Annotated in this window: 19 protein-coding genes; 8 read left to right on the top strand and 11 right to left on the bottom strand. The window is 72.0% G+C overall.

Annotated features, from left to right (window positions below):
* Positions 1–671 precede the first annotated feature (671 nt).
* From ADL15_RS20405 to ADL15_RS20375, 7 genes are all read right to left on the bottom strand, one after another.
* On the bottom strand, positions 672–1,982 hold the full coding sequence (locus tag ADL15_RS20405; RefSeq protein WP_067693359.1) for a sensor histidine kinase: 1,311 nt from the start codon (positions 1,980–1,982) through the stop codon (positions 672–674).
* 71 nt (positions 1,983–2,053) lie between these two features.
* Positions 2,054–4,339 (bottom strand): hypothetical protein, encoded by a 2,286-nt coding sequence (locus ADL15_RS20400; RefSeq protein WP_157441476.1) that lies wholly within the window; start codon positions 4,337–4,339, stop codon positions 2,054–2,056.
* A 9-nt stretch (positions 4,340–4,348) separates the two neighbouring features.
* Positions 4,349–5,536, bottom strand: a complete 1,188-nt coding sequence (locus ADL15_RS20395; protein WP_067693345.1) for an acyl-CoA reductase — start codon at positions 5,534–5,536, stop codon at positions 4,349–4,351.
* An 82-nt stretch (positions 5,537–5,618) separates the two neighbouring features.
* Complete coding sequence (locus ADL15_RS20390; protein WP_067693342.1) at positions 5,619–6,656, bottom strand: LuxE/PaaK family acyltransferase; 1,038 nt, start codon at positions 6,654–6,656, stop codon at positions 5,619–5,621.
* A complete protein-coding gene (locus ADL15_RS20385) occupies positions 6,653–7,876 on the bottom strand; it encodes an AMP-binding protein (protein WP_067693339.1) in 1,224 nt (407 codons plus the stop codon). Before ADL15_RS20385 ends, ADL15_RS20390 begins: the two co-directional genes overlap by 4 nt.
* Positions 7,873–8,604 carry an SDR family NAD(P)-dependent oxidoreductase gene (locus ADL15_RS20380; protein WP_067693336.1) on the bottom strand — a complete coding sequence of 244 codons (732 nt, stop codon included), beginning with the start codon at positions 8,602–8,604 and terminating at the stop codon, positions 7,873–7,875. The genes ADL15_RS20385 and ADL15_RS20380 overlap by 4 nt, the downstream gene beginning before the upstream one ends.
* Positions 8,601–8,843, bottom strand: coding sequence for an acyl carrier protein (locus ADL15_RS20375; RefSeq protein ID WP_067693333.1), 243 nt, complete (start codon positions 8,841–8,843; stop codon positions 8,601–8,603). The genes ADL15_RS20380 and ADL15_RS20375 overlap by 4 nt, the downstream gene beginning before the upstream one ends.
* 190 nt (positions 8,844–9,033) lie before the next feature.
* Between ADL15_RS20375 and pseB the strand changes: the two genes are divergently transcribed.
* From pseB to ADL15_RS20345, 6 genes are all read left to right on the top strand, one after another.
* Positions 9,034–10,014 (top strand): UDP-N-acetylglucosamine 4,6-dehydratase (inverting), encoded by a 981-nt coding sequence (pseB, locus tag ADL15_RS20370; protein WP_067693330.1) that lies wholly within the window; start codon positions 9,034–9,036, stop codon positions 10,012–10,014.
* Between the two features lie 4 nt (positions 10,015–10,018).
* Entirely contained in the window at positions 10,019–11,143 is a 1,125-nt protein-coding gene (locus ADL15_RS20365; protein WP_067693327.1) for a DegT/DnrJ/EryC1/StrS family aminotransferase, read from the top strand.
* A 3-nt stretch (positions 11,144–11,146) separates the two neighbouring features.
* Positions 11,147–11,986 (top strand): hypothetical protein, encoded by an 840-nt coding sequence (locus ADL15_RS20360; RefSeq protein ID WP_067693323.1) that lies wholly within the window; start codon positions 11,147–11,149, stop codon positions 11,984–11,986.
* Positions 11,983–13,509, top strand: coding sequence for a hypothetical protein (locus ADL15_RS20355; protein WP_067693320.1), 1,527 nt, complete (start codon positions 11,983–11,985; stop codon positions 13,507–13,509). Before ADL15_RS20360 ends, ADL15_RS20355 begins: the two co-directional genes overlap by 4 nt.
* Positions 13,506–14,231, top strand: a complete 726-nt coding sequence (locus ADL15_RS20350; RefSeq protein ID WP_083971487.1) for a cytidylyltransferase domain-containing protein — start codon at positions 13,506–13,508, stop codon at positions 14,229–14,231. The genes ADL15_RS20355 and ADL15_RS20350 overlap by 4 nt, the downstream gene beginning before the upstream one ends.
* A gap of 85 nt (positions 14,232–14,316) precedes the next feature.
* Positions 14,317–15,330, top strand: a complete 1,014-nt coding sequence (locus tag ADL15_RS20345) for a PseG/SpsG family protein (RefSeq protein WP_067693317.1) — start codon at positions 14,317–14,319, stop codon at positions 15,328–15,330.
* Here ADL15_RS20345 and ADL15_RS20340 read toward each other — a convergent pair.
* Together ADL15_RS20340 and ADL15_RS20335 are read right to left on the bottom strand one after the other, a co-directional pair.
* Positions 15,305–16,324 (bottom strand): NADPH:quinone reductase, encoded by a 1,020-nt coding sequence (locus tag ADL15_RS20340; protein WP_067693314.1) that lies wholly within the window; start codon positions 16,322–16,324, stop codon positions 15,305–15,307. The genes ADL15_RS20345 and ADL15_RS20340 overlap by 26 nt on opposite strands.
* Positions 16,325–16,343: 19 nt before the next feature.
* Positions 16,344–16,847 carry a GNAT family N-acetyltransferase gene (locus ADL15_RS20335; protein WP_067693312.1) on the bottom strand — a complete coding sequence of 168 codons (504 nt, stop codon included), beginning with the start codon at positions 16,845–16,847 and terminating at the stop codon, positions 16,344–16,346.
* Positions 16,848–16,933: 86 nt separating this feature from the next.
* On the opposite strand from ADL15_RS20335, the gene ADL15_RS20330 reads away from it, so the two are divergent.
* Positions 16,934–17,422 (top strand): response regulator transcription factor, encoded by a 489-nt coding sequence (locus ADL15_RS20330; protein WP_067693309.1) that lies wholly within the window; start codon positions 16,934–16,936, stop codon positions 17,420–17,422.
* A 37-nt stretch (positions 17,423–17,459) separates the two neighbouring features.
* A complete protein-coding gene (locus ADL15_RS20325) occupies positions 17,460–18,938 on the top strand; it encodes a DHA2 family efflux MFS transporter permease subunit (protein ID WP_067693305.1) in 1,479 nt (492 codons plus the stop codon).
* On the opposite strand, the gene ADL15_RS20320 is transcribed toward ADL15_RS20325, so the two are convergent.
* Complete coding sequence (locus ADL15_RS20320; protein WP_067693302.1) at positions 18,895–19,941, bottom strand: S66 peptidase family protein; 1,047 nt, start codon at positions 19,939–19,941, stop codon at positions 18,895–18,897. The genes ADL15_RS20325 and ADL15_RS20320 overlap by 44 nt on opposite strands.
* 14 nt (positions 19,942–19,955) lie before the next feature.
* A complete protein-coding gene (locus ADL15_RS20315; RefSeq protein ID WP_067693300.1) occupies positions 19,956–20,678 on the bottom strand; it encodes a zf-HC2 domain-containing protein in 723 nt (240 codons plus the stop codon).
* Positions 20,679–20,693: the final 15 nt, after the last annotated feature.

The raw sequence follows: 20,693 nt of genomic DNA, 5'->3' as shown, positions 1-20,693 counted from the left end.
AGTGCTGAGACGACCGTGAATGCCAGCTGGGGTCGGGACCTGCGCAGCCCGCCACGTGACGGTTCCTGAGGGCCGGGGTTGGTCGCCAGGCGGCGCAGGTGACGGTTGCCGTTCGCTGCGCCGGTCGTTGCTACGGCTGATCACGACCGTCCTACCAGGTGGATGGCTGATCCTGATGGGTGGTCGAGTGCGGGTCCGTGGGGCGCGGGGGGTCCACGCGAGGTTGCACATTTCGGGCGTTCGCCGCGCGCACTGCGTTCTGGCTGGTCCCCCCACCCAGCGTCAACGGCCGCCAAGACCAGCCCGAGGCCCCCGGCTGGCCGCGAGGGGTGCCTCCGCGCCCCCGAGACACCCCCCACAACCAGCCAAGCCAAGCGGGCTGGCACTCAGGGGTGCCTCCGCGCCCCCGAGACACCCCCCACAACCAGTCGAGCCGAGTGGGCTGGCGCTCAGGGGTGGCTCCGGGCTCCCGAGACACCCCTCGCGACCAGCTGCGCTGAGTGGGCTGGGGCTGGCGGCTGTCTCGGGAGTGCTGAGACGACCGTGAGCACCAGCCGGGCGGGCTGGCAGCGGGGCCGGGCCGGGGCTGGTGCTCACGGGCGTACTGGAAAGGGCTCGGGCTGACGGCCACCCTGCGCCGGAGCGCTGGGGTGGCCGGGAGTGGCGGTGATCTAGAGCGGGAGGGCTGCCGTGAGCCGGGTGCCCTGGCCCTCCGGGCTGTCCACGGCCAGGACGCCGCCCGCGGCCCGGACCCGGTCGTCCAGCCCGGCCAGCCCGTGGCCCTTGGCCAGGCTCGCGCCGCCCACCCCGTCGTCGGACACGGTGACCAGCAGGCCGACGGCGTTGCGCTCCACGCTGACCTGCACCTCACTGGCGTTGCTGTGCTTGGCCACGTTGGTCAGGGCCTCGGCGACCACGAAATATGCCGTGGACTCGACGGCCGCGTCCAGCCGGCCGATCACCGGGGTGTCCAGGTCGACCGGGACGGTGCAGCGGCCGGCCAGTGCGGTCAGCGCCGCCTGCAGCCCGCGGTCGACCAGGATCGGCGGGGCGATGCCGCGGGACAGGGCGCGCAGCTCGTCGAGGGTTTCCCGGGTCTGGCTGATCGCCTCGGCGACGGTGGCCCGGGCCGCTTCCGGGTCGGTGCTGAACTGCTGCTCGGCCCGGCCCAGGTCCATGGCGAGGCGGACCAGCCGCTGCTGCGGGCCGTCGTGGATGTCGCGTTCCAGTTTGCGCAGCGCGGTCGCCTCGGCCGAGACGGCGGCCGCCTTCTGCTCCTGGGCGACGTCGCGGGCGGCGTTCGCGGTGGCGACCTGCTGGCGCAGCTCGTCGACGCCGCTGAGCAGGCCCCGGGCGAACTGCGCCTCGAGCAACGCGGCGCCACGGACCACCGGGAACAGGGTGATCGCGAAGAACAGGCCGATGGCCACGTTCAGCACCAGCCGGGTGATCGTGGCATCACCGAGGCCGAGCAGCTCGGGGAGCTCCACGTTTTCCGGCGGGTGCGGGATCGCCCAGTCGTAGAACGGGGTGGTGAGGCCGGCCACGGCCACCGCCCACCAGACCAGGACGAAGCTGAACGAGATCGTGCTCGGGATGAAGCGGAAGACGCCGTGCACCAGGTCGAGCCAGGACTGTCCGTCGGCGAGCGGTGCGAACATCTTGCCGACCCAGCTGGTGGAGCGGGCCGAGCGGTAATGCGGATGTGGGATCTTCCGGCGCAGCACCGGGCCGATCCGCACCCGCTCCACGTGGGCGAAGCCGCGGGACATGGCCAGCGAGCCGGCCAGCAGCGGAAGGCCGATCCAGACGATCGCGGTGCCGACGCCGGTCGCGAACCCGGTGACGCAGAGGACCAGCGTGATCAGCCCGAGCGGGAAGCCGAGCAGCACATACTGGGTGTCGATGCCGAGCTGACGCAGCAGGCGCCGGGCCGGGGCGGGGGTGCTGGTGGCCGGGACTCCGGCGTACGTCGTTGTCATGTCTTCGACGCTAGACACCGGAGCCCCTCCGTTCGACCCTGCGGGCCACCATCTCGACGGTAGGGCTAGCCCTACCTCAACTCGTACACGGTCACCGGGCCCTGGGAATAGCGCAAGTCCGCGACGGCCGGCAGCGCCGGGGAGACCACACCGGCCCGGGTGTCGGCGAAGAGCCAGCGCACCCCGTATTCGTCGCGCAGCCGGCTCAGGTCGGCCGGGTCGGCTTGCGTGAAGACCCGCTGGTTGAGCTGGTAGACGCCGGGTTCCGGTGCCGGTTGGTAGAAGTACTTGAGCCCGTTCTTCCCGTTGTCCGCCACCGTCTTGTCGCTGTACGCCCAGCTCTCCACGAGGGTGCGCCGCCCGCCCAGCCCGGCCACCCAGAACGCGCGGGCGTTGCAGACCCTGACCCGCATCGGCATGCAGTGCACGTTCGTCGCCACCACGTCGTCCCGGCCGGCGTGCTCGTCCAGCCAGAACGCCGCGGACATCTCGGCCGCGCGCACCACCACCCGCGGGTTCGGCGGCTTGACCGGCGGGTCGGCGACGGTCTCGACGGTCCAGCCGATGCCGCCGGCCAACGAGGCGCCGATCATCGCCGCGAGCAGGGCGGCCGGCACGGCTCGCGCACCGCGCCGGCGCCAGATCAGGACGACCAGCAAGATCGCTGTGGCGGTCACCGCTGCGGCACGCATCATCGGTACGCCCAGCGTCCAAGCCCAGTTACCGACCGTTTCCCGCACCGGCGCGCTCACCGACGGCAGCAGCAGCTCGCAGAGCGCACCGGCGACCAGCCCGGCCACCGGCACCCGCCAGCCGCGTACCCGGTCGGCCAGCGCCCAGACGATCAGCGCGGCCCCGAACGGCTGGGCCGCCGCGAAGAAGTAGAGGTTGCTCGCCGACGGGTGCCACATCACCCACGCCGCACCCGTGCCGGCCAGCACGATCCCCGCGATCAGCGGGAACGCCGGGTCGGTACGGGTCGCACCGCGCGGCCGGACCAGCCCGAACAGCCGCGGAGCCTGGAGCAGCAACGCCCAGAGCACCACCCACGCGACGAACCACCGGCCGGCCACGTCGGCGTTCCCCACCCCGAGCGGCACCCACCCGTTGCGGACCACCCCGTCGGCCACCCCGAGCGTGTCCCGGTACGGCTCGAGCCAGCCCAGCACGCTGAGCGCCTGCGGTTCCAGCACTCCGGCACCACCGCCGGCGAAGAGTTTGAGCCCGACCGCCATCCCGAACCCGGCCGCGGCCAGCAGACCGGCCGCCGCCCAGGGCAGTTTCCGGCGGCAGAGGGTGACGAACCCGCTGAGCGCCAGCCCGGCCGCGAGCGGCGGCAGCACGCTGGACTTGGCGCCCGCGCAGGCCACCGCGAGCAGCGGCAGGAACGCCCAGCCCCAGCCGAGCCCTCGCCCGCGCAGCCGGTCCGTCGCGAGCACCGCGAACAGGCCGATGAGCGGCATCGCGAAGGTCTGCGAGGGGCTGTTCACGGTGACCGGCGCGGTGGCGAAGAAGGTCGGCACCGCCGAGCCCAGCGACATCGCCTGGCCGAGGAACGCGCCCGCGGCGGCCAGCGGTCCGGCCCACCAGCGGCCGGTCAGGTTCCGGGCCAGCACGGCGAACACGAAGACCGCGACCGAGACGATCGGAATCAGCCAGAGCCGCAGCAGCACCGTGGTCGGCGCGATGCCGGTGACCATGCTCGCGGTGGCGATGTCGGCGTCCGAGAGGTAGTGGTAGCGCAGCGGGTCCCCGGCCAGCTGGGGCACCTGGAACGGCATCGAGCGCATCATCTCGTGCACCAGTGCCAGGTGGTAGTACAGGTCCGGGTAGTACTCCAGGGTGACCGGCGGCAGCGGGGTCTGGAAGGCCGTCGCGGCCCATCCGGCGACACCCACCAGCACCGCCGCCATCGCCCACGACCAGCGCAGCGGCAGCCGCTCCCCCGGCCCGCACCGCCAGTGCCGCCACAGCCGGGGCACCACCGCGAACGGCAGCACGACCAGCAGCGGCCAGGCGATCAGGTAGTCCTGCAGGTTCAGCGCGGCGCCCAGCGCCCAGCCGGCCAGCGTCACCACCAGCCCGGTGGCCGCGCCCAGTCCGAGATCCTCCGGCCAGTTGCCGCGGCTGCCGAACAGCGCCCGGAACACCAGCGTCCCCGGCAGCACCACGACCAGCAGGAAGTACGCGCCGTAAAGCACGATCTCCCGGTCCGGCGTGCCGCTGGCGTGCAGCGCGTAGAGCGCGGCCAGCACCGGGAACACCCACGGCAGCAGTGACCACGGCACACGAAGGTCGCGGCGCACCGGCGGCGCCGCGACCTCGACTTCCTGCTTTTCCCCCGTTGTAGTCGTCATGTCCCTTGGTCAGGTCGTCACAGTGGTCAGGCGGGTGAACTCGGCGGGCAGGTCGTACCCGTCCCAGACGGCGCCGAAGGTCAGCGCCGAGCCGAACGGCACGATCCGGTCCACCCCGCGGCCGCCCAGCGCGATCGCGAACGCGCGCAGCTCGGCCGGGGTGAACCCGAAGTGGCTCACCGTCTGGTCCTGCCGGGTCATCGCCGGCACCAGCTCGGTCAGCGAGCCGACCTGGGCGAACGGGAAGGCGCCGGCGCCGATCCACCGCCGTGGCACCTGATCGCTTCCGGTCAGGGTGAGCGCGGTGATCCGGTTGTCCGGGAACTCCACGGCGGTCGCCGCGCCGGTCGCCGCCAGCCCGTACGCGTTGACCCGCTTCTCCACCGCCATCGCCGCGTCCACCGTCCAGCCGCGCTGGTCGACGACGGTCAGCAGCAGGTCGAGGAACTCCGTCCGGACGTCCGCGGGGTCGCCGTCACCGATCAGGAACACGGTCCGCGGCGAGGAGCAGGCGGCCTGGTCGAACCAGTACGCGTCGTTGGCGAACCCGACCACGGCGGCCTTGCGAGCGGCCGGGTCGGCGGCCCGCCAGCCGGGCATCGAGAGCACCGCCCAGGACGTCCGGTCCGGGAAGGTCAGGTCCCGGCCGGACGGCCGCAGCGGGTGCTTGCGGATCGCGTCGACCGCGGCGTCGCCACCCCAGATCACCCGCAGGTCGCACCAGCGGCTGAGCGCGCCGGTGATCGCGTCGTCCCGGCCGTAGGTGACCATCCGCTGGGTACGGGCGATCACCGGGTCGGCGTCCACCTCGTTCAGCGCCTCGAAGATCGCCTCGGCCGCGCCGGCCGCCCGGCTGGAGATCCGGACCACGTTGTGGTTGCCGGCCAGCGCGGAGAGCGCCCAGGAGTAGACGAAGATGGTGTCCACGTTGGCCGGTGGCAGGTGGAAGACGTTGCCGCGCGGGAAGACCAGCGCGTCGTCGCGTTCCATCTTCGCCACCGCCCGGCGCAGCTCGGCCGGGCGCAGGAAGAAGCCGAGCGAGCCCAGCTCCGGGTGCCGCCGGGCGAGCGCCGGGGTGAGCAGCTTGCGGGCCAGCTTCGCGAGGAAGTCGAGGACCCGCTCGTCGCCGACGGCCAGCCGATCCTCGGACGGCGCGGTCAGGTCACCCTCGACCCCGAACCGGAACTGCATGGTCACTGAGTTCACTGGGGCATGCCCTTCTGGCCCTCGCCTGCGAGGCCGCTGTTCGGCGCCGGGTTGTGCCGCTCGGTGCAGGCGGTCATGCCGCAGCCTCTTTATAGGTGTCCGAGCAGCCGCGCGCCTCGGCCCGGGGCAGCCGCCCCAGCACCGAGAAACGCTTGCCCGGCCACGCGCCGTCGTCGATGCCGTGCACCACGCCGAGATCCTCGGTGAGCAGCACGTGCCCCGGGTACGAGGTGGGCAGCGTGCTCACCACCTCGAGGAGACCCGGTTTCCCGGGCGGGAGCTCCGCCCACGTCTCCGGGTCACGGACCACCACGTCCGCGAAGTCCGGGCAGTACAGCGCGCCGCCATCCGGGCCCTCCAGGAAGATCGTGCCGATCTGCTCGACCATGCCGTAGTAGTTGTGGATCCGGGTCAGCCCGACCCCGGCCAGCCGCTTGCGGAACTCGTCCGGGGAGACCGCCTGGTCGACGAGCTTCTTCCAGCCACCGGAGTGGATCAGGATGCCGTTGCTCAGGTCGAGTCCGTGGTCCCGGGCCACCTCGTAGAGGTGCAGCCAGACCAGGAAGGTGAACCCGAAGATCAGGAACGGCGCGTCGCCGTGCTTGGTCAGGAAGTCCCGGATCGCCTGCAGGTCGACCTGACCGTCCAGGTCGAGCGCCCAGACGTGATCGCGGCCGAACGTCGACATGCCGAGCACGCCGGCGCCCCGGGCGCTGAACGAGCGGCGGTCCTTGAGCATCGCCTTCGTGTCGACGAGCAGCATCGGCAGCCGTTTCGGGCCGAGCACGGTCTGCACGGTGGCGGCCAGACGGCGCTGCTGTTCGGCCGCGGCCGCCTTGTCCAGGTAGATCTTGCTGACGTCGCCGGTGGTGCCGCTGGACGTCAGGATCTTGAAGACCTCGTCGTCCGGGATGCTCTTGAGCTCCAGCGTCTTGAAGAGCCGGACCGGCAACCACGGCAAGTCGGAGATCTCCGAAGCGGCGGTGAAGCCGGAAGCGCTGAGGATCCGGTCGTAGGGCTCGCAGTGCGCGCGATGGAACTCGGTCAGAGCGGCGAGCTGCGGCACCAGCGCGGCTTCCTTGTCCTTCTGAGCGAGGGTGAAGACACTCACAGCGACGCCTCCAGGGCGCGATAGTCGGTCTTGCCGTTGGGCAGCAGCGGCAGCGCCTCGATGACGCGCACGTCGATCCCGGTGAAGTGACTGCCCAGCCACTCGGCGATCTTCGTACGCAGTGCGCGGGCCTCGTCCGCACCGATCCCCTCGGCGAAGACGTGCAGCTTGTCGTCGCCGGCCACCGCGGTCACCGGGAACTCGCGCTCCACGTCGTCCAGGTTGATCCGGACGCCGAACACCTTGCCCATCCGCTTGAGCCGCCCGGTGAGGAACAGGAACCCGTCCTCGTCGAGCCGGCCCAGGTCACCGGTGCGCAGCACGCCGCCCTGATCGTCGCCCTTGACCAGGTCAGCGGCGGTCTCGGCGTAACCCATCATCACGTTCGGGCCGCGGTAGACGACCTCGTCGTCCTCGATGGTGAAGGTGGCGCCGGGCATCGGCAGGCCGACCGAACCGAGCTTCGCGGTGATCTGTTCCGGTGGCAGGGTGGCCATCCGGGGCGCGGCCTCGGTCTGTCCGTACATCACGAACATCCGGCCGCCTGCGGCGTCCAACCGGGCCGCGAATTCGGCGACGAGGTCGGTCCGCAACCGGCCGCCGGCTTGCGTGATCGTACGCAAAGAGGGGTATTTCGTCGGGTCGAAGCGCAGTCGCCGCAGCATCTCGAACTGGTACGGCACAAACGCCATCGAGGTGACCCGGTGCTCGTTCACCGCCGCCCAGAAGTCCCGCTGCATGATCCCGGTCCGCTCGAGCACCACCGTCGCCCCGCGCAGCAGGTGCGAGTGCAGCACCGACATGCCGTACGAATAGAACAGCGGCAGCGTGGTGATCGCCACGTCGTCGCCGGTCACGCCGAGGCTCTCGGCCACCTGCTCGGCGTTGGCCAGCACGGCCGCCCGGGACAACCGGACCAGCTTGGGGCTGCCGGTCGACCCGCTGGTGGTCAGCAGCAGCGCGAGATCCGGGTGCACCTCGTCGGTGGTGTAGCGCGCGATCAGCTCGGTGTGGTCGGCGTCCGGGTCGAGCAGCACGACCGGTACGTCCAGCCGCAGCGCCGCGAGGTACCGCGCCACCGATCCGACAGTGGACGACATCGGCAGGAAGAGCAGCCGTTCACCGGCCAGCTCGCCCGCGGCCGCGTCGATCAGCTCGGCGGTGAGTTCCTCGCCGGTCCCGGCGTCGATCACGCGGGCGTCCGGGTGGAGCAGGTTCACAGCGTCAGTCCTCCGTCGACCCCGACGATCTGGCCGGTCACGAACCGCGCCTGGGTGGAGAGCAAGAAGGTGATCACGTCGGCCACGTCCTCGGCGGTGCCGAGCCGGCCCAGCGCGGTGTCCGCGATCCGGGCGGCGCGACCGGCCTCGTCCAGGCTGTCCAGCATGTCGGTGGCGATGAAGCCGGGCGCGACTGCGTTGACCCGGATCCCGCGCGGGCCGAGTTCCTTGGCGGCCGACCGGGTCAGCCCCTCCACCGCGGCTTTCGACGCGGCGTAGACGGCCTGACCGGCGGCGCCCTGCGTGCCGGTGACCGAGGCGGTCAGCACCACGGCCGGGTTCTCCCCGCGCGCAAGCAGCCGCACCGCGTTCTGCAGGGTGTACGCCGCACCGGCCGCGTTCACCGCGAACAGCCGCGCGATCACGTCGTCGCCGGTCATGCCGAGCATCCCGGCCGCGTGCGTGCCGGCGTTGACGACCAGCGCGTCCAGCCGTTTGAAGTTCTCGAACGCGAGCCGGACCAGCGCCTTGCTGGTCTGCGGGTCGGCGATGTCACCGGAGCCGGCGACGACGGTCACGCCGTACTTGCCGGCCAGGGACTCGGCGGTCTCGGCGACTCCGGCAGCGCCGTGCCCGTGCAGGATCAGGTCGTACCCCTGCTCGGCGAGGCGGTGTGCGGCAGCCCGGCCGATTCCGCGCGACGCCCCGGTGATCAGGGCGACGCTCACTTGACGTCCACTCCGTATTTACCAAGGATTCGCACGGCCTCGGTAAAGCTGGACATATTGATGACGTCGTCCGTATCGATCATTACCGAGAATTCATCTTCGATCGTCGCGACAAGGGACATGTGCGCCAGGGAGTCCCACTTCTCATTGTCCTGGTAGCGCAGGTCATCCACGGGCGCGTCCGCCGGAAGGTCCAGCGCGGTTCGGAACGCGTCGCGCAGTCTGTGCAGCTCAGTCACGGTGTTACTCCCAGGGGTGGTGGGTGGAGGAGTCCACCTTCCCGTAGGCGCGCAGTCGCTTCGACCAATGCCGGTTGAACTGAAAATGAATTGCCATTGGCTGTTGTGCACGACTCGCGGAATTGCCTGGACACGTGGTTATGCTTCCGCCCCGTAGCGGCTCACCGCCCCCGTACCTCGGAGAAAACACGTGTCTGAAATCAGCGGATCCTCGATCCTTGTCACCGGTGCCACCGGATCGTTCGGCAAGGCGTTCCTCAAGTACGCCCTCACCCATCTCGACCCGGCCCGCATCGTGGTGTTCTCCCGGGACGAGCTGAAGCAGTACGAGGTCCGGCAGATGTTCGGGGCCGACCCGCGACTGCGGTTCTTCCTCGGCGACATCCGGGATCGCGCCCGCCTGGACCGGGCCATGCACGGCATCGACCACGTGGTGCACGCCGCCGCCCTCAAGCAGGTCGACACCGCCGAGTACAACCCGTCGGAGTTCGTCGCGACGAACATCAACGGCACCCAGAACGTGATCGACGCGGCGATCCAGGCCGAGGTCAAGAAGGTCGTCGCGCTCTCCACCGACAAGGCGTCCAGCCCGATCAACCTGTACGGCGCGACCAAGCTCGCCGCCGACAAGATCGTGATCGCCGGCAACCACTACGCCGCCACCCACCCCACCCGGCTGGCCGTGGTCCGCTACGGCAACGTGATGGGCAGCCGCGGCTCGGTGGTGCCGTTCTTCCGCAAGCTGGCGGCCGAGAACCAGAGCCTGCCGATCACCGACAAGCGGATGACCCGCTTCTGGATCACCCTGGACCAGGCCGTCGAGTTCGTGGTCAGCTCGTTCGACGTGATGCGCGGCGGCGAGCTGTACGTGCCGCGGATCCCGAGCATGCGCATCCTCGACCTGGTCGAGGCGGTCGCGCCGGGCTCGCCGACCCACGAGATCGGCATGCGCCCGGGCGAGAAGCTGCACGAGGAGATGATCGCCGCCGACGACAGCCGCCGCACGCTGCGCTTCAAGGACCGCTACGTGGTCCAGCCGGTCGCGGCCAGCTGGGGTTACGAGTCCCCCGAGGGCGGCGAGCAGGTCGCCGACGGCTTCAACTACCGCTCCGACAACAACGACCTGTGGCTGTCGGTCGACGAGATGCGTGATCTCGTCTCGGAGAAGTGACCTGATGCTGCCCTACGGACGTCAGTCCATCGAGCAGTCCGACGTGGACGCGGTGGTCGCCGCGCTGAGCAGCGACTGGCTGACCACCGGCCCCCGGGTCGCCGAGTTCGAGGCGGACCTGGAACGGGTGGCCGGCGCGCCCTGCGTGACGGTCACCAACGGGACCACCGCGCTGCACGCCGCGTACGCCGCGGCCGGGGTCGGCCCGGGCGACGAGGTGGTCACCACGCCGATGACGTTCGTGGCCACCGCGTCCGGCGCCGCGATGCTCGGCGCGACAGTGGTGTTCGCGGACGTCGACGAGGACACCGCGAATCTCGACCCGGCCGCCGCCGAGGCCGCGCTCACCGCGCGGACCAGGGCGATCGCCGCGGTGGACTACGCCGGCGTGCCGGCCGACTACGACCGGCTGCGCAAGCTCGCCGACATGACCGGCGCGGTGCTGGTCGCGGACGCGGCGCACGCCATCGGGTCGGTCTACCGGGGCCGGCCGGTCGGTTCGATCGCGGACCTGACCACGTTCTCGTTCTTCCCGACCAAGAACCTGACCACCGCCGAGGGCGGCGCGGTCGCCTCGATCCGCCCGGAGCTGCTGGACCGGGTCCGCACCTTCCGCACCGTCGGCATGGTGAAGAAGCCGGAGCTGCTGCGCCGGCCGGACGAGGGCCGCTGGTTCTACGAGGTGCACGAGTTCGGGCTGAACTACCGCCTGCCGGACGTGCTCTGCGCGCTGGGCAGCGCCCAACTGCGCCGGCTGGCCGCGTTCAAGGCCCGGCGGCAGCAGCTCACGGCCCGTTACGACGAGCTGCTCGCCGGCGTTCCCGGGCTGAGACTGCCGGTCACCCCGGACGACGTCGACCCGATGCGGCACCTCTACCCGGTCCGGATCCTGGACGGCCGGCGCCGCGAGGTGTTCGAGCGGATGCAGGCGGCCGGGATCGGCGTGCAGGTCAACTACATCCCGGTCTACTGGCATCCGGTGTTCTCCGAGCTCGGGTACCGCCGTGGCATGTGCCCGGTCGCCGAGTCCTTCTACGCCGAGGAGATCTCCCTTCCGCTCTTCGTCGACCTCAGCGACGCCGACCAGGATCGCGTCATCGAGACCCTGCGCGGCATCCTCGGGAGCTGACCCGTGCACCACGGGAACCATTTCTACGGCCACGCCCACGTTCTGGCCGAGTACTGCGGGCTCGACCCGGCGGATCCGCCCCGGATCGACGGATATCTGCAGCACGGCTGGAACGTGGCTGACGGGCTGGGCGGCGGCACGCCGTACGCGCCCGGCCTGCCGATCTTCGTCTGGTCCGAGCGGACCCGGCGGCGCGCCTGGTCGATGGGCCGTCCACTGGCGACAGTGATCGGCTCGCCGTTCCTCTACCTGATGCGGTCCATCCCGGCCGAGAGCACGAAGCGGGACGGCACCATCTGGTACCCGTTCCACGGCTGGGAGGGTCAGCACGTCTCCGGTGACCACCAGCGGCTGGTCGACGAGATCGTCGCCACCGAGGCCGGCCCGATCACCTTCTGCCTGTACTGGCAGGAGTACCGGGACGACCGGGTGCGGGCGTTCTACGAGCAGGCCGGCCGGGTGATCTGCCACGGCTACCGGGGTTACATGCGGATGCAGACCGACCCCCGGTTCCTGCACAACCAGCTCGCTGAGCTGCGCAGTCACCGCCGGGTGGCCTCCAACCGGCTGAGCAGCGCGGTGATGTACGGCGCGGCCGCCGGCTGCGAGCCGGCCGTCTACGGCGACCCGATGCGGCTGGCCTCGGAGGACCTGGCGACCGCCGAACGGGTCCGCCGCGAATGGCCGGAACTCCAGGGCGTCGCGCCGGATCCGGCGACCGCCCGGGCCACCGCGATGGCCGAACTCGGCGACGGCTACCTGGCCTCGCCGGCCGAGCTGCGCGCGCTGCTCGGCTGGACCGCGGCCCACCGGGCCGCGAGCACCGCCCGGGAGGCGGCATGATCCAGCTCATCGGTGGCGAGATGCCCGAGTACGCCGAGGAACTCCCCCCGGCCGGCGGCCCGCTGCTGCGGCATCTGGCCAGCCGGGTGCCGACCGGCAGCCGGATCCTGCTGGCCGGCCCGCACGACCCGGAGCTGGTCGCCGCCCTGGCACCCGGCCGCGAGGTGACCTGCCTGCTCCGATCACATCCGGACGCCCTGGCCCAGGAGCACCGCGCCGTCACCGGCGTCCGGATCCTCTGCGGCACGCTGCCCAAAATCACCGACACCGACCGGTACGACGCGGTCCTCGCCCTGGACGGCACCACCCGGCTCTGCTCGCCGGAGGGACCGCAGCTCGACTGGCTGGACGCGGTCCGCGCCCTCAAACGTGTCCTGCGGCCGGGCGGCACGCTGCTGCTCACCGTGGAGAACGAGCTGGGCGTGCACCGGCTGGTCGACCCGGGCACACCCACCGCGGCCCGGACCGGCGACGCCTGGCGTCCGCTCGGCGAGTTCGGCGACGCGCCGGGACGACCGGACCGGCTGGCCGCCGCGCTGGGCGCCGAAGGCCTGCCGGTCGCCGGACTCGCGGCCGCCTGGCCGCTGCCGGGCCGCCCGACCCTGCTGGTCACCCCGGAAACCCTTCGGTACGGACCGGTGGACGCACTCGGTGCCCTGGCCGCCGGTGCGGTGGCCGGCGCGTACGCCAGCGATCGGGTCCTCAGCGACCCGCGCCGGCTCGCCGGTGCGGCAGTGCGTCGCGGCCTCGGCGCCGAGCTGGCACCCGCCTGGCTGGCCGTCGCCCACCGCGCACCGGCCGGCACCGGATCGGTCACCCTGCCCGCAGTGCTGCACGCCGGCGAGCGGGCGGTGGCCGAGCTGGTCAGCACGCCGGACGGGGCCTGGCTGCGGCGCACCGTCCGGGTCCTGGACGACCGGCCCGCACCGCCCGACCAGCCGCTGCCACCCGGCCGGCTGCTGGAGGAGCTGCTGCTCACCGCGGCGCTGCGGCACGAACTTCCGGAACTGCGCCGGCTGCTCACCGGCTGGATGGTCGCGCTGCCGTCGGCCGCGGCCGGCAACGTGCTGGTGGACGGGGACCGGTTCGCGCTGCTCGACCCGGGCGCACCGGACTGCCCGGACGCGCTGACCCGGTTCGCCCGGATCCTGGCCACCGGCGGTTACACCCACCCGTGGCAGGCGGTCACCGAGGTGACCCGGCTGACCGCGGTGCTGGCCGGCGCGGCCGGCCGGGACGAGGTGCCGGAACCGGCCGGTCCGGACGCGGCCGAACCCACGGCGGACGGCCTGCGCGAACACGAGGAACAGCTCCGGGCGCTGCGCCGGCGACTCGACGACGCCGAGGCCCGCAGCGGGTTCTTCGAGCACGAACTCGCCAAGCGGGACGCCGACCTGGGCCGCGCCCGGATGCAGATCGCCGCGTTCAGCGGTGGCCTCGGCTACCGCGCCGCCAAGGTCGGCCTGGCCCTGGCACGTAAGGCCCGCAAACGACTTCGCAACGGAACTGAGGACGCACCGTGACCACCCTCGGCATCATTCAGGCCCGGATGGGCTCCACCCGGCTCCCCGGCAAGGTTCTGCGCCGGCTCGGCGACCGCTCCGTGCTGCACCGGGTGGTCCGCGCCGCCCGGGCCAGCGGTGTCCTCGACGACCTGGTCGTGGCGACCACCACCGAGGCCGCCGACGACGCGGTCGAGGCGGAGTGCGCCCGGATCGGGGTGGCCTGTTACCGCGGGCCGGTGGACGACGTGCTGACCCGGTTCCTCGGCGTGCTGGAAGGGCGGGACGCGGACACCGTGCTGCGGTTCACCGCGGACTGCCCGCTGCTCGACCCCGCGCTGGTCCGACGGGTGGCGCGGATCTTCGAGGCGTCCGGCGTGGACTACCTGACCACGTCGATCACCCGGACGCTGCCGCGCGGGCTGGACGTCGAGGTGGTCCGGGCCGCGACGCTGCGGGCCATCGACGAGCGGGCCACCGAGCACCACCGGACGCACGTGACGTCGTACATCTACTCGAACCCGGACGAGTTCGACCTGATCGGGGTGACCGTGCTGCCGGACCGGTCGCACCTGCGGCTGACCCTGGACACCGAGGACGATTGGAAGCTCATCGAGGCGATCGTCGACCGCTTCGGCGACATCCCGATCAGCGTCGAGGGCATCGCCGACTGGCTCGCCGAGCACCCGGAGCTGGTGGAGTTGAATTCACACGTGAACCAGAAGGAGCTGTCTCAGGCATGATCGACTGCACCGAGCGGCAGCCACCGCGACCGGCCGACAAACGCCGCAGGCGAGGGCCAGAAGAGCATGCCGCAGCAGGCTCAGCGTGACAGTTATCGGGATTCGGTGTGATGCCGGGGCGCGGACCGGCGTCGGGCATCTCGTCCGGTGCGTCGCGCTGGCCGAGGAGCTCACCGCGCGCGGCGCCGACGTGCACTTTCTCAGCGACCTGGGCGGCGTGACCTGGGCCGAGGCGCAGCTGGAGCAGCGCGGGCTGCCCTGGCACCCGGCGCCGTTCGACGAGGTCGGGCTGGTCGCCGCGGTGCGCCGGCTGGGCCTTGACGCGCTGGTGGTGGACTCCTACGTGCTGCCGCCGCAGCACACCGTCGCGGTCCGCGCGGCCGGCGTCCCGGTGCTGGCCATCGTGGACGGTGAAACGCGCGGGCAGAGCGCCGACATCTACGTGGACCAGAACCTGGACACCGCGCTGACGGTCGACGCCGGGCTGCGGCTGACCGGGCTGGACTACGCGCTGCTGCGCTCGGCGGTGCGCCAGCTGCGGCCGGTGACGGCGCCGGTGCATCAGACCCTGCGTACCCCCAAGGTTGTCGCTTTTTTCGGTGGAACCGACGCCTATCGTGCCGCGCCGCAGGTCGCGCGGCTGCTCGCGGACGCCGGCGTGTCCTTCGACGCCACGGTCGTGGCGGCCGACGACGGATTGCGCGCCGAACTGCTCGCGGTCGAACCCGGCCCCGGACAGCGGTTCGAGATCATCGCGCCCACCGACCACCTGCCCAAGCTGCTGGCCGGCGCCGACCTGGTGGTCAGCGCCAGCGGCACCTCGACCTGGGAGTTGCTCTGCCTGGGCCGGGCCGCCGCGCTGGTCTGGGTGGTCGACAACCAGATCCTCGGGTACGACCGGGCCATCGCCCGCGGGTACGCCGCCGGGCTGGGCCGGCTCGGCGCCTTCGACGACAACGCCGCCGGCCTGCTGCGCGACCTGCTCACCGACCCGGCGCGACGCACCGCGCTGGCCGCCGCCGGCTGGTCCGCGGTGGACGGCCGCGGAGTGGAACGGGTGGCCGGCGCGCTGCTCAGCGCAGCGACGACACGTCGATGACGACCTTGCCCACGACGTTCTTCTCGACCGCCTCGTGCGCCTCGGCGACCTGGTCGAACGGGAACCGGATGATCGGCAGGCCGTGCTCCTCGCCGACCCGGAACGCGCCCGCGTTCACCGCCTCGGCGACCGCGGCCACCGCGTCGTCCTTCTCGGCCGGCGTGGTCGTGTAGGTCAGCACGAACGCCAGGGTGGCGTTCTTCAGCATCGCCGGGAAGCTCGGCACGCTGAGCTTGCCGCCCACGTAGATCGCGATGTGGCCACCCGGCGCGATCACCTCCAGGTCCAGGCCGATGTTCTCGGTGTTGACCTCGACGATCAGGTGCGGCCCGGTCGGGCTCAGCTCGCGGATCCGGGCGGCCACGTCCTCCTCGCGGTAATTGATCACCGCGTCCGCGCCGGCCGCGGCCGCCAGCGCCGCCTTGGCCTTGCTGCTCACCGTGGTCAGCACGGTCGCGCCGGCCCACTTGGCCAGCTGGATCGCGGCGTTGCCGACCGCGCCCGCGCCACCCGCGACGAGCACCGTCCGGCCGGTCAGCGCGCCGGGCGCCAGCCGGGCCGGGCCGCCGCCGGCCAGGGTCAGGCACCGGTGCGCGGTCAGCGCCGGGATGCCCAGGTCCGCGCCGACCTCGAACGGGACGTTGTCGTACATCCGGACCACCTGGCGGCGGGGGAGCACCACGTATTCCTGGGCGGTGCCGTCCGCGCGGCCGTAACCGGCGTCCCACACCCAGACCCGGTCGCCCGCCTCAAAATCGGTGACGCCCTCACCGAGCGCGTCGACCACGCCCGCGCCGTCCTGGTTCGGCACCCGGGGTGGGCCCACCCCGTCCGGCACGCCGCGACCGGCTCGAGTGCCGGTATCGGTCGGGTTCACCGCCGACAGCACGATCCGGACCCGCACCTCCCCGGCGCCGGCGAGCGGCAGCCCGCGCTCGGCGAATTCCAGGACGTCGGAGGCGGGACCGGGCTCGTGAAAGACGGCAGAACGCATTCCACCACCTTAGGCTTGCTCACAGCACTCGGCGCATGACCAGGCGTGGCCACTCGTCGAGACCGTGTGCGGCTTCCTCGGCGCGGATCGCCCGCAGACCCGGTGACAGATCACTGTCGGACACCGGGTGGAAGCCGAGTTTCCGGTAGTACGGACCGTTCCACGGCACCTCGGTGAACGTGGTCAGGGAGAGCGTCGGCGAGCCGTTCTCCCGGGCCCACGCGGCGACCTGCTCGACGAGACTCGCGCCGAGCCTTCGGCCGGCGTGGTCCGGGTGCACGGAGACCTGTTCGAGATGCGCGAGGCCGTCGACCCACAGTGCTATCGCGTACGCCACCGGCCGGTCCGCCGCGTCCACCACCACCCAGGCGCGCCCGTCCCGCTGGTATTCGAGCAGCTCAGCCGCGGGAAACGGTTCATCGCGGGCGACCGCGTCCATCCCCACCGCCGCGAACATCCGTCCAGCTTCGACCTCGATCCGCCGCAATTCCGGAATGTCCGCTTCCCGCGCTGCTCTGATCATCCGACGATTCAACCCACTAGGCCCTCAGGGGTGCTACCGAGTTGCCGAACAGGGATAGGCACGTTGTCGCCGTCCTGGAGGTCCACGTGTTCACAGTCCTGATCGCCGACGACGAGGCCGACCACCGCGACCTGCTCGCCATCGCCCTGAGCCGGCGAGGGTACGCCGTGGTGACCGCCCCCGACGCCCCCGGCGCCCTGGACGTGCTGGCCAAAGGCGGTATCGACGCCGCGCTGCTGGACATCCGGATGCCGGGTGACACCGGTCTCGACCTGTGCCGCCGGATCCGCAGCGACCCGACCCTGGAAACGCTGCCGATCATGGTGATCAGCGCGGACGTGCACCACGACCGGATGACCGCCGCCCTGCACGCCGGAGCGGACGACTACCTGGCCAAACCGTTCGCCCGGGACGAGCTGATGACCCGGCTCGGCGACCTGCTGCACCGGTCGGCCGCCGGGGCGATCCGCTCGGCCGCCGCGTCCCGGGCCGCCCTGGCCGCCGCCCGGCACTCGCTGCCGCAGCCCACCCCGGTCACCCGCCGCCAAGAGATCACCGTGCGGCACATCGCGTGACACCCGCGCCGGCCCGCCCCCGGCGTAGGGTCACCGCATGGAACCGGTTCGGTACGGCACTGCCGCTGGACGCTGGGTCTTGCTGGCTACCGTGCTCGGGTCCAGCCTGGCCTTCATCGACGCCACCGTGGTCAACCTCGCGCTGCCCGAGCTCGGCCGCGACCTGGACGCCTCGGCGGCCGGTCTGCAATGGACGATCAACGGTTACGCGCTCTCGCTCGCCTCGCTGATCCTGGTCGGCGGCTCGCTCGGCGACCGGTTCGGCCGCAAGCGGGTGTTCATGGCGGGCGTCGCCTGGTTCGCCGTCGCGTCCCTGCTCTGCGGCCTGGCCCCGAACGTCGAGATGCTCGTCGCGGCACGGGTCCTGCAGGGCATCGGCGGCGCGTTGCTCACCCCGGGTGCACTCGCCATCCTCGAGGCCTCGTTCGCGCCCGGCGACCGGGCCCGGGCGATCGGCGCGTGGTCCGGGCTGGGCGGCATCGGCGGCGCGCTCGGGCCGTTCCTCGGCGGCTGGCTGCTGGAGTTCGGCAGCTGGAGGTTCCTCTTCCTGATCAACGTGCCGGTCGCGGCGCTTGTCCTCTGGGTCGCCGCACGGCACGTGCCGGAGTCCCGCGACCCCGCGGCGGCCCGGCGCTTCGACGTGCTCGGGCTGGTCACCGGCGCGGCCGGGCTGGGCGGCCTGACCTACGGATTCACCGCCTGGCCGGCACACGGCGCGAGCCACCCGGTGGTCCTGATCCCGCTGGTCGTCGGCGTGCTCGGGCTGACCGCGTTCGTGATCGTCGAACGCCGCTCGCCGTACCCGATGGTCCCGCCGTCGATCTTCCGCAACCGCGCCTTCACCGGCGCCAACCTGGTGACCTTCCTGGTCTACGCCGCCAACGGCGGTGTGTTCTTCCTGGTCGTGGTGAACCTGCAGGTGGTGGCGGGCTATCCGGTGCTGGCCGCGGGCCTGTCCATGCTCCCGATCACGGTGATCATGCTGTTGCTCTCGGCCCGGGGCGGCGCGCTCGGCCAGCGGATCGGCCCGCGCATCCCGATGACCGCCGGCCCACTGCTCTGCGCCGCAGCCCTGGCGCTGATGTCCACGATCGGCCCGAACGCGCCCTATCTCACCCGGGTGCTGCCCGCCGTCGTGCTCTTCGGCCTGGGCCTGGCCCTGCTGGTCGCCCCGCTGACCGCCACCGCGCTGGGCGCCCTGGAGGACTCCCGGGCCGGCATCGCCTCCGGCGTCAACAACGCGGTGGCCCGGGCGGCCGGCCTGCTCTCGGTCGCGGTACTGCCGCTGCTGGCCGGGCTCGGCTCGGGGTCCCTGACCGAATCCGCCCAGCTCCACCCGGTGTACCAGCACGCCATGCTGATCTGCGCCGGGCTGATGGTGGCCGGCTCGGTGACCGCGTATCTGACCATCCCGGCCCGCCTCACCAAGCCGACCCCGAACCACTCGTTCTGCGACCCGGCCTGCACACCGGCTAGAAGTGCGCCGTCACCGTCCGAGCCGGCCCGTCCACGGTGACCTGCCCGCCGTAGGGAAGCACCCACTGCGGATCGGTGTGCCCGAAGTCCACCCCGAAAACGATCATCGCCTCGGGGTGGTAGTCGGCGAACGCCCGCAGCACCGCCTCCCGCTGCTCGTCGCGGTACCGCTGCCGCTCGGCGACCGGGCGCGGATCGGTGAAGACGGTGGCCTTCGCGGTGGCGACCAGCACCGCCGGGAACTGGCGCAGCAGCCCGCGCTCCCCGAAGTCGCGCAGGATCCGGAAGACCTTCCCGGCCGCCGGCATCTCCTCGGACGTCTCCAGCAGCAGCACGCTCCCGGCGTACTCGTCGACCGGCCGGATCCACCGGTCCGCCGCCAGCTGCGAGTGCACGACCTCCAGGCAACCGCCCCAGGTCGGACCGGTCACCACCCGGTCCGGCCGGTGCCACGTCCAGCCGGGGCTGGGCACCGGTGCCGGCACGTCGGTCAGCGAGCCCTCGCCGGCCCAGTCCAGCTCCTCCTCGCTGAACTCGGCGACCGGCTCGATCGCCAGGTCCCCGCCGTCGAAGAGCGCGGCGCGCAGCGAGGCCAGGTGCACCGGCTGGATCCCGGCTCCGCGCGCCACGTGCATCATCGTCGACCCGCCGTGGAAGCCGGCGAGGCCGTGACACCAGAGCCAGTTGAGCAGGCTGGTGTTGTCCGAGAACCCGAAGAACGGCTTCGGGTCGGCGCGGAACACCGCGGGGTCGAGGTGCGGCAGCACGGTGATCTGGTCGTAGCCGCCGATGGTGGCGAACACCGCGCGGATCGACGGGTCGGCCCACGCCGCGGTCAGGTCGGCGGCACGATCGGCCGCGGACGCACCGAGTTGCCGAGTGGTCGGGAACTCCACCGGCTCCAGCCCGAGCACCTCGCGCACCCGGCGCAGCGCCTGCTCGTGCCGCTCCGGGAACAGTGCGGGAGCGGCGAAGGCCGGAGAGAGTACGGCAACGCGGTCACCGGTACGCAGTTTCGGGGGCATCCGAAGGGAGATCGACATGCCCCCGATTCTGCTCAGGCAACGGTCGCGGTGCCCAGTACTTTTCCGCCGCTGTCCGTGATCACGATGGATTGCACGTCGGTCGCCTTGATCGAGCTGGCGCCGCTCACCTTCGCGTTGTGCTCGGCCGTCTCGCCCCAGGCCGCGGCCTGTTCCATGGTGCCGTCGTTGCGTTTGACCATGCAGAAGAAGGGCGCCTTGCCCTCCATCTTCGTCATGTTCAGCCCGATCTCCACACCCCAGGCCTTCGGGGTGAGCACCGCCTGGCCGCCCATCCCGCTGCCGGCCGCGGCCTGGAAGTCCGCGGTGATCAGCTGGGTGCTCTGCTGTGCCGTCGGCGGGTTCGGTGTCCCCTGACTGGTGGAGACGATGCCGTAGCCGATCGCGCCGGCCGCGATCACCGCCACCGACGCGGCGACCAGCCATCGGGTCCGCGACACCCGGGTCTCCCGGGTCTTCTCCGCCCGCATCCGGCTGAGCAGGTTCTCGACGTTCTGCGAGGTGGGTCGCGCGGTCGGCGCGACGGTGAGCGGTGGCAGGCCACCACCGGTGTGCCGGGCATCCGGCAGGTGTTGCAGCATCTCCGGCACCGGTGCCAGCCGATCCAGCTCGGCCCGGCAGTCGGCGCAGTCGTGCAGGTGCGCGTCGAGCCGGTCGGTGTCCGTCTCGTCCAGGCCACCGAGCAGGTAGCCGCCGAGCAGCCGGTGCAGGCTGTCGTGCTCGTCGAGGTCACTCATGCCGCACCCCCGCCC

Source organism: Actinoplanes awajinensis subsp. mycoplanecinus (assembly GCF_001509495.1).
In the GTDB taxonomy this organism is placed as follows: Bacteria; Actinomycetota; Actinomycetes; order Mycobacteriales; family Micromonosporaceae; genus Actinoplanes; species Actinoplanes palleronii.
The sequence above is the reverse complement of the archived record's forward strand: the minus strand, read 5'-3'. Positions and strand labels throughout refer to the sequence as shown.